Origin of the sequence: Pantoea sp. CTOTU49201, from assembly GCF_032054795.1 — a bacterium.
In the GTDB taxonomy this organism is placed as follows: Bacteria; Pseudomonadota; Gammaproteobacteria; order Enterobacterales; family Enterobacteriaceae; genus Pantoea; species Pantoea symbiotica.
On sequence record NZ_DAMBSA010000239.1, the window covers coordinates 1 to 7,300 of the forward strand.

General features: G+C 57.1%; 8 protein-coding genes. 2 read left to right on the forward strand and 6 right to left on the reverse strand.

Features of this window, described 5'->3' with window-relative positions; translation table 11 throughout:
* Window positions 1–91 precede the first annotated feature (91 nt).
* Together RTY00_RS16065 and RTY00_RS16070 are read right to left on the reverse strand one after the other, a co-directional pair.
* Entirely contained in the window at window positions 92–787 is a 696-nt protein-coding gene (locus RTY00_RS16065) for an LrgB family protein (protein ID WP_277976929.1), read from the reverse strand.
* Window positions 780–1,202 carry a CidA/LrgA family protein gene (locus tag RTY00_RS16070; RefSeq protein ID WP_008109984.1) on the reverse strand — a complete coding sequence of 141 codons (423 nt, stop codon included), beginning with the start codon at window positions 1,200–1,202 and terminating at the stop codon, window positions 780–782. Before RTY00_RS16070 ends, RTY00_RS16065 begins: the two co-directional genes overlap by 8 nt.
* Before the next feature lie 104 nt (window positions 1,203–1,306).
* Between RTY00_RS16070 and RTY00_RS16075 the strand changes: the two genes are divergently transcribed.
* Complete coding sequence (locus RTY00_RS16075) at window positions 1,307–2,209, forward strand: LysR family transcriptional regulator (RefSeq protein ID WP_312665107.1); 903 nt, start codon at window positions 1,307–1,309, stop codon at window positions 2,207–2,209.
* A gap of 65 nt (window positions 2,210–2,274) precedes the next feature.
* Here the strand turns inward: RTY00_RS16075 and RTY00_RS16080 are convergent, their stop codons facing one another.
* The 4 genes from RTY00_RS16080 to soxR all read right to left on the reverse strand — a co-directional run bounded on the left by RTY00_RS16080 (window position 2,275) and on the right by soxR (window position 6,857).
* Window positions 2,275–3,924 (reverse strand): Na+/H+ antiporter, encoded by a 1,650-nt coding sequence (locus tag RTY00_RS16080; protein ID WP_312665108.1) that lies wholly within the window; start codon window positions 3,922–3,924, stop codon window positions 2,275–2,277.
* A 139-nt stretch (window positions 3,925–4,063) separates the two neighbouring features.
* Window positions 4,064–5,413 (reverse strand): NCS2 family permease, encoded by a 1,350-nt coding sequence (locus tag RTY00_RS16085; RefSeq protein ID WP_061718363.1) that lies wholly within the window; start codon window positions 5,411–5,413, stop codon window positions 4,064–4,066.
* A gap of 258 nt (window positions 5,414–5,671) precedes the next feature.
* A complete protein-coding gene (locus RTY00_RS16090) occupies window positions 5,672–6,337 on the reverse strand; it encodes a glutathione S-transferase (protein ID WP_312665109.1) in 666 nt (221 codons plus the stop codon).
* A 43-nt stretch (window positions 6,338–6,380) separates the two neighbouring features.
* A complete protein-coding gene (gene soxR / locus RTY00_RS16095) occupies window positions 6,381–6,857 on the reverse strand; it encodes a redox-sensitive transcriptional activator SoxR (RefSeq protein ID WP_008109977.1) in 477 nt (158 codons plus the stop codon).
* Between the two features lie 98 nt (window positions 6,858–6,955).
* Between soxR and soxS the strand changes: the two genes are divergently transcribed.
* On the forward strand, window positions 6,956–7,300 hold a 345-nt coding region (soxS, locus tag RTY00_RS16100; protein ID WP_312665110.1), incomplete at its 3' end, for a superoxide response transcriptional regulator SoxS.

The window sequence follows — 7,300 nt, forward strand, 5'->3', positions numbered from 1 at the left end:
TTTCATTTTTTCGCTTCCTTATCGTTTAAGCGGGCAAACAATAAGCAAAGCGATGGGGTTGCTGTATGAGCAATGACTCAAAACAAACGTATTACGACACCCATAATAAGTGGCTTAACAGCGGCGCAAGAATGACGGTGACCACACCCGACAGCATCATCACCAAACTGGACACCACGCCCTCCTGCTGGCCGAGTTGGTAAGCGCGCGCGGTACCTGCGCCGTGTGATGCCGCACCAAAACCCGCGCCTTTGGCGACGCCTTGTTTGATGGCGATACGCAAAAACAGCACATCGCCCACCGCCATACCGAACACGCCGGTGATCACCACAAACAGCGCCACCAGATCCGGCTGGCCGCCAATCGGCTGCGCGGCTGCCAGCGCAAACGGCGTGGTGATTGAGCGTACCGCCAGGCTGCGCTGGATGGTTTCCGGCAGCGTCAGCAAGCGCGCCAGCCACACCGAACTGCATACCGCCACCAGCGTGGCCGTCAGCACGCCCACGCTAAGCGACAACCAGTGACGCTTGATGATTTCGAGGTTCTCATACACCGGCACGGCAAACGCCAGCGTGGCCGGACCGAGCAACCAAATCAGCCAGTGACTTTCGGCGATGTAATTTTTCCAGCTGACATGAGTGAGCAGCAGCAGCGCCACCAGCACCAGCGGCGTTAAGACCAGCGGCATCAACAGCAGCGTGCGCCAGCGACGATAGAGAATCTTATTGAGGTAATAGACCAGCAGCGTGAACGCCAGACACAGCAGGCTAATTAGCAGATCATTCATGATGGGCCTGCTTGCGGGCGGCGCGTGCCAGTTCGAAGCGATATAAACGATCGACCACCAGTGAAGTCGAAGCCAGTACCAGCAAGGTACTGACGCCAATCACCACACAGATGCGCCAGCCTTCGCTGCGCAGCAAATCGCTGTAGTTCACCACCGCCACCACCGCTGGAATAAAGAACAGCAGCATTTCCGCCAGCAGCCAGTTAGCACCGGCTTTCACCCAGCGCAGCGGCACGATGCGCGTCATGATTAACACCAGCAGCAGCACCATGCCAACCACATTAGCGGGCAGCGGCAGATGCAGCCAGCTCACCAGTCTGTCGCTGAAAATAAACAAACCGACATACAGCACCAGCTGCAGCGGAACAAACGTACGTTGCAGGAGATCCGTTCTGCGCGGACTTAATGCCATCATTGCCTTGCACCCTGAGGAAGAATTGAGGTGCCCAGTATAAATCCGCCGCAAACTGTGAAAGAAATGAATTAAAATTATTCAAACTATGCCAAAAAGGAATGCTTATGGACGTGCGCGCCCTGCGCTACTTCACAGAAGTGGTGCGTCAGCAAAGCTTCACCCGCGCCGCTGAGAAGCTGTTCGTGACGCAGCCGACCATCAGCAAAATGCTACGCCAGCTGGAAGAGGAGCTCGGCTGCACCTTGCTGCTGCGTGAAGGTCGCAAACTGCATCTTACTGATAGCGGTCAGGCGGTTTACCAGCGCGGATTGGTGATTCTGCAGGAGTTCCACCAGCTTGAGGCGCAGTTGGGTGATATCAACCAGCTGAAAACCGGCGAGCTGCGGCTGGGTATTCCGCCGATGGTCGGCATGCAGATGGCCGGATCGATCTCCGCCTTTCGCCGCCGTTATCCGGGCGTACAGCTGAAAATATCCGAGTTTGGCGGCTTAACCGCGCAGCAAGCGGTGCTGAGTGGCGCGCTGGATATCGCCCTCACCGCGCTGCCGATTGAGTCAGAACTGCCGCTCAACACGCTGGAGCTGATGCACCATCCGCTGTGCGTGCTGCTGCCGCGCAGTGAACAGTGGCGCAATCACCGCAAAGTGGGTTTGGCGGAGTTAGCCGAACATCCGCTGCTGATCCTCAATGAAGAGTTCGCGCTGAATCGCCAGATCCGCAAAGCGTTTCAACGCCAGAACCTGACGCCGACTATTGCGCTGCGCAGCGCGCAGTGGGATTTTCTCGCCGCGATGGTGCAGGCGGGCATGGGATTGGCGATTCTGCCGGAGCCTATTTGTCAGCGGCTGGATAAACAGTCGCTGCTGTGGCTGCCGCTGGAATCGGAGCTGCAGTGGAGCTTAGGGCTGATTTGGCGGGAAGGCAGCTATTTGTCGCGCAGCGCCGAGGCGTGGATTGAGTGTTGCCGTGAACACTGGCCGGATAGTGCGCCGCGGCTGTCGGTGTGAAAACGGCCGCAGCGCATTAATGTAGATAGGTCGCCATGAATGGCGACCCTACGTTTGGCTTGCTGCTATTCCTCTTTCTCAATCAGCAGCGCTTCCAGCAGATCGAGATCGTGCAGCAGTTTCTGCATCGTCTCGTTTGAGATCTCCTGCGTGGCACGCAGATGGTAAACTTCGGCACGCTCAGCACGCAGCGCATTGAGGCGGAAACGACGTTCGAGGTTTTCGGCAAATTGCGCCTGTTCGATATCGTTTTTGCCCTCCGCGCGGCGACGCAGATTACCAATCACGCGCAAACTGACCTCTTTCAGCAGTTCCGGATCGATGTTCTCTTCGGTGTCGGTTTCGAGACGCTGCTCCATTTTATGCAGGCTCTCAATCGCTACGCCCGCCATCGCAGCACGCGCAAACTGAATCTCACGACGATGGCCGACTTTATCGATGCTCTCAACGTCACGCAGCAGAATCGGCAAGATCACCACACCAACCAGCAGCGACACCAAAATCACGCCGGTAGCGATGAACACCAATTCATAGCGCGCCGGGAACGGATCGCCGTTGCTGAGGAACAGCGGAATCGACAGCACACCGGCCAGCGTGATAGCGCCGCGTACGCCGGCAAAAGAGGCAATCAGCAGTTCACGCAGCGAGTAGTTGGTAAACTCCAGCGGCTTCTTCTTCAGCAGACGCATACTGGTGCGCTTCATGATCCACAGCCAACTGAAACGCACCACCATCAGCGCGGCGTAGACCAACAGAACGTCAGTAAACAGCATCCACAGTTCCACGTTAGGATCGGCATTGGCCTGTGCAATCGAGGTGGAAAGGATGTCGGGCAGCTGCAGGCCGAGCATCAGGAACACCATGCCGTTGAACACGAACTCCAGCATCTGCCATACGCTGTTGGCACGCAGACGCATCGCCAGCGGTGCCTGGCGGATAATGCCGGAACGCGTGATGGTCATACCGGCGGCGACGGCGGCGAGGATGCCCGACACGCCAAGGTGTTCCGCAATCAGATACGAGGCGAACGGTAATAGCAGCAGCAGCACGGTTTGTGTTGCCGGGTCATCACCGCTCCAGCGGCTCAGCAAACGCAGCGAGCGGCCATACAGCCAGCATATCGCCACACCGGCGACTAAACCGCCGACCGCCACTTTGAGAAACTCGACGCTGGCGCCGCCCCACGTAAACACCATGGTGCCCATCGCCACCGCGACGGCAAACTTCAGCGATACCAGACCCGATGCGTCGTTCATCAGGGCTTCGCCCTGCACAATCGACATGATTTTTTTCGGGATGCGCCCTTCACCAACAATGCCGGACAGCGCCACGGCATCGGTTGGCGACAGCACCGCCGCCAGCGCAAAGGCGGGAATCAGCGGAATGCCTGGCACCAGCCAGTAAATCAGGTAGCCAATCCCGACCACGGTGATCAGCACCAGAACCAGCGCCAGCCCCATGATTTCGCGGCCGTGATGCAGGAACTCGTTAATCGGCGTTTTCCAGCCATCCGCGAACAGCAGCGGCGGAATGAACAGCACGAGGAACAGCTCCGGATCAAAATCGACATGCAGGCCGAAGACGGGAAACGCGAGCAGTGCACCGGCGGCAATTTGTACCAGCGGCAGGGGAATTTGAAACGGCAGAATACGTGCCGCCACGCTGGAGAGTGAAACCACCAGCGTCATGATGAGAATAGTAAAGAAGATTTCCATGCTTTCCTTAGGCGAATCAATTTCATTAAAGCGATGTTGTTGCGTGGGAAAGTGTAAAACAAAACGCCGCACAGCGGGGCAACCCGATGTGCGGCGTGGAGCAGAAAGCGAATAATCCTGGAATTATTCAACTTTGAGGTCAGATGGCCCAGCCACCGGCATAGAACGCCACCAGCGCGACAGCAATCACCACGGTGCCAACGTTCAGCTTGCGCCACTCGCCAGCAAATAAACGACCAATCACCAGTGAAGCGAAGCCGAGCATGATGCCGGTGACGATGTTGCAGGTCAGCACGATGAACACCGCGGTCAGCAAGCCGGACATCGCATCAACGAAATCGTTGAAGTCGATTTTTGCCACGTTACTCAGCATCAACAGGCCAACGTACATCAACGCTGGAGCCGTCGCGTAAGCGGGAACCAGATAGGCCAGCGGCGACATAAACAGAATCACCAGGAACAGCAAACCCACCACAATCGCCGTCAGACCAGTTTTACCGCCCGCCGCCGTTCCTGCCGCCGATTCGATGTAAACCGCAGCCGGCGAAGCGCCGACCAAACCAGCGAACAGGCTGCTGACGGAATCGGTGGTCAGCGCACGGCCACCGTTGATGATCTGCCCCTCTTTATCCAGCAGATTCGCCTGCCCCGCTACCGCACGGATGGTGCCGGTGGCATCAAAGACTGCGGTCATCACCAGCGCCAGCACGCTCGGCAGCACCACAGGTTGCAGCGCGCCCATGATATCAAGGCTAAACATCGCCGATTGCCCGTTGGCATCCTTCAGGCTCGGCATGGCGAACAGACCTTGATAGGTCACCGCCGGATCGAAAATCAGGCCAAGAATTGAGATGGTGATGATGGTCAGCAGAATGCCGCCCGGCACGCGGCGTTTTTCCAGGCCGAAAATCGCTGCCAGGCCGACCAGCGACATGATCACCGGGAACGAAGCGAACTGACCCAACGCCACCGGCAAGCCCGCAGCCGGGTTTTTCACCACCAAACCAATGCCGTCAGCGGCAATCAGCAGCAGGAACAAGCCGATACCGACACCGGTTCCGTGCGCCACGCCCATCGGCAAGTTACGCAGAATCCATGCGCGGATGCCGGTGACTGAAATCAGCGTGAACAGTAAGCCCATCAGGAACACCGCGCCAAGCGCCACCGGCACGCTGATGTGCTGGCCAAGTACCAGGCTGAAAGCGGTGAAGGCGGTCAGCGAGATGGCGCAACCAATCGCCATTGGCAGGTTGGCCCACAAGCCCATGATGATCGAACCAAAACTGGCGACTAAACAGGTGGCGACGAACACCGCCGTTGGTGAGAAGCCCGCTTTGCCCAGCATGCCGGGCACCACGATGACGGAATACACCATCGCCAGAAACGTTGTCAGACCCGCCAATACTTCCTGACGCACGCTGCTGCCGCGTGCAGAGATATTGAACCAGGCGTCCAGTTTTCCACTGGCCGGGCGCGATTCGCCAGACATAATTCTTCCTCAATATTTTTGTGATGTGAGTCGCCGCGCGGCGCACGTTTGCTGTTCCCTGATGGCGGATTTTCCTGATGAAAATCCAGGCAAACGTTTACGTCGCCGCGTATTCCAGGCCGTAAAAGGGGACGCGGAAAAAAGGCAAACGATTATCTGGCGTTTGCCATGGGGTTTTCAACTACTAATCGCGGGCATGACAGGATAAATTCAGGCATCCGCCCCGTAGGGTCGCCATTCATGGCGACCTTGCCGCAATCAACTCTGCAATTGAATCGCGCCGCCCTGCTGGATCGCACGTTGCCAGGCAGCGCGCTGCTGCATGGTTTCCAGCCAGCGGGCGGTGGCGGGCGTATCGCGCAGCGAACCACGTAACTGCAGTGCCAGCAACGGGAAGCTCATCTGCACGTCGGCGATGCTAAAACGTGAACCGGCAAAAAATGGATGCTGCGTGAGATGCTCTTCAATCACGCTGCCGTGCAAAGCCAGTTGCTTGTTCAGCCAGGCTTTCTGAATCCCTTTACTCAGCGCGATACCAGCCGGACGCAGCAGCCACGGCACCGGCTTTTTGCCAAACTGCGCAAACACCAGCTTCATTACCAGCAGCGGCATCAGCGATCCTTCCGCGTAATGCAGCCAGTAACGCGCCTGAATCTGTTCATCTTCATGACTCAACGCCAGCTGATGCTCGCTGTCGTATTTGAGTTGCAGATATTCGAGAATCGCGCCCGACTCAGCAATCACGCGATTGCCGTCGGTAATCACCGGTGATTTACCCAGCGGATGCACTTTCTTTAAGGAATCGGGGGCCAGCAGACTGTTTTCACGCTGATAGCGTTTGATTTGGTAAGGCACCGCGAGCTCTTCCAGTAGCCATAACACGCGATGCGAGCGGGAGTTTTCCAGATGGTGAACGGTGATCATACGGTTTCCTTGCCGGTAAAAGTGTTCCGCCAAGTATAGTCGATTAACGTTTTTGCTCGTCTTGTTCCGGATCGAGTAGCACCGCGCCCGAACCTTGCTCGCCCAGGCGGTCACCCGGATTGCGCAGCGGGCAATCGCGCATCGATAAACAGCCGCAGCCAATGCAGCCATCCAGATCGTTACGCAAGCGCGTCAGGGTTTCGATGCGTTTATCCAGCTCCTCGCGCCAGTGTTGCGTCAACGCGTCCCACTCCTGCGTCGACATGCGCTTATTGGCCGGCACATGTGTCAGGCTGTCGCTCACCGTCGCCAGCGGAATGCCGATGCGTTGGGCGATTTTGATGATAGCTACGCGACGCAGCACGTCACGGCTGTAGCGGCGTTGGTTGCCGCCGTTGCGCGAGCTGAAAATCAATCCTTTGGTCTCATAGAAGTGCAGCGCCGACACCGCCACGCCGCTGCGCTTCGCCACTTCGCCCGGCGTTAAAACCGGCTTCGGGTAATTGCGTTCTTTTTTCATTTAGGGCCTTTACCTCAAGTTAACTTGAGGAATTATACTCGCACCCCAGCAAAACTTCGAATTTCTCACCAGGCAAAAAACATCAGAAGGATGAGGCTATGATGCAACAGGAAATCATTCATTCGCTGTCCAACTGGATCGATCAGAATCTGGATAAAGCGCTGTCTATTGATGAAGTCGCGGCAAAATCAGGTTACTCAAAATGGCACCTGCAGCGTATGTTCCGTGCCGTCACGAAACAAACGCTGGGTGGCTATATTCGCGAACGTCGTCTGACGCTGGCCGCTGAAGCGCTGCGCCAAACTCAGCGTCCGGTGTTCGATATCGCGATGCAATACGGTTATGACTCGCAGCAGACCTTCTCGCGCGTGTTCCGCCGTCAGTTCTCACAAACGCCAACCGCTTATCGTCACACCATGCGTCGTCAGGCGATGATTCAGCGT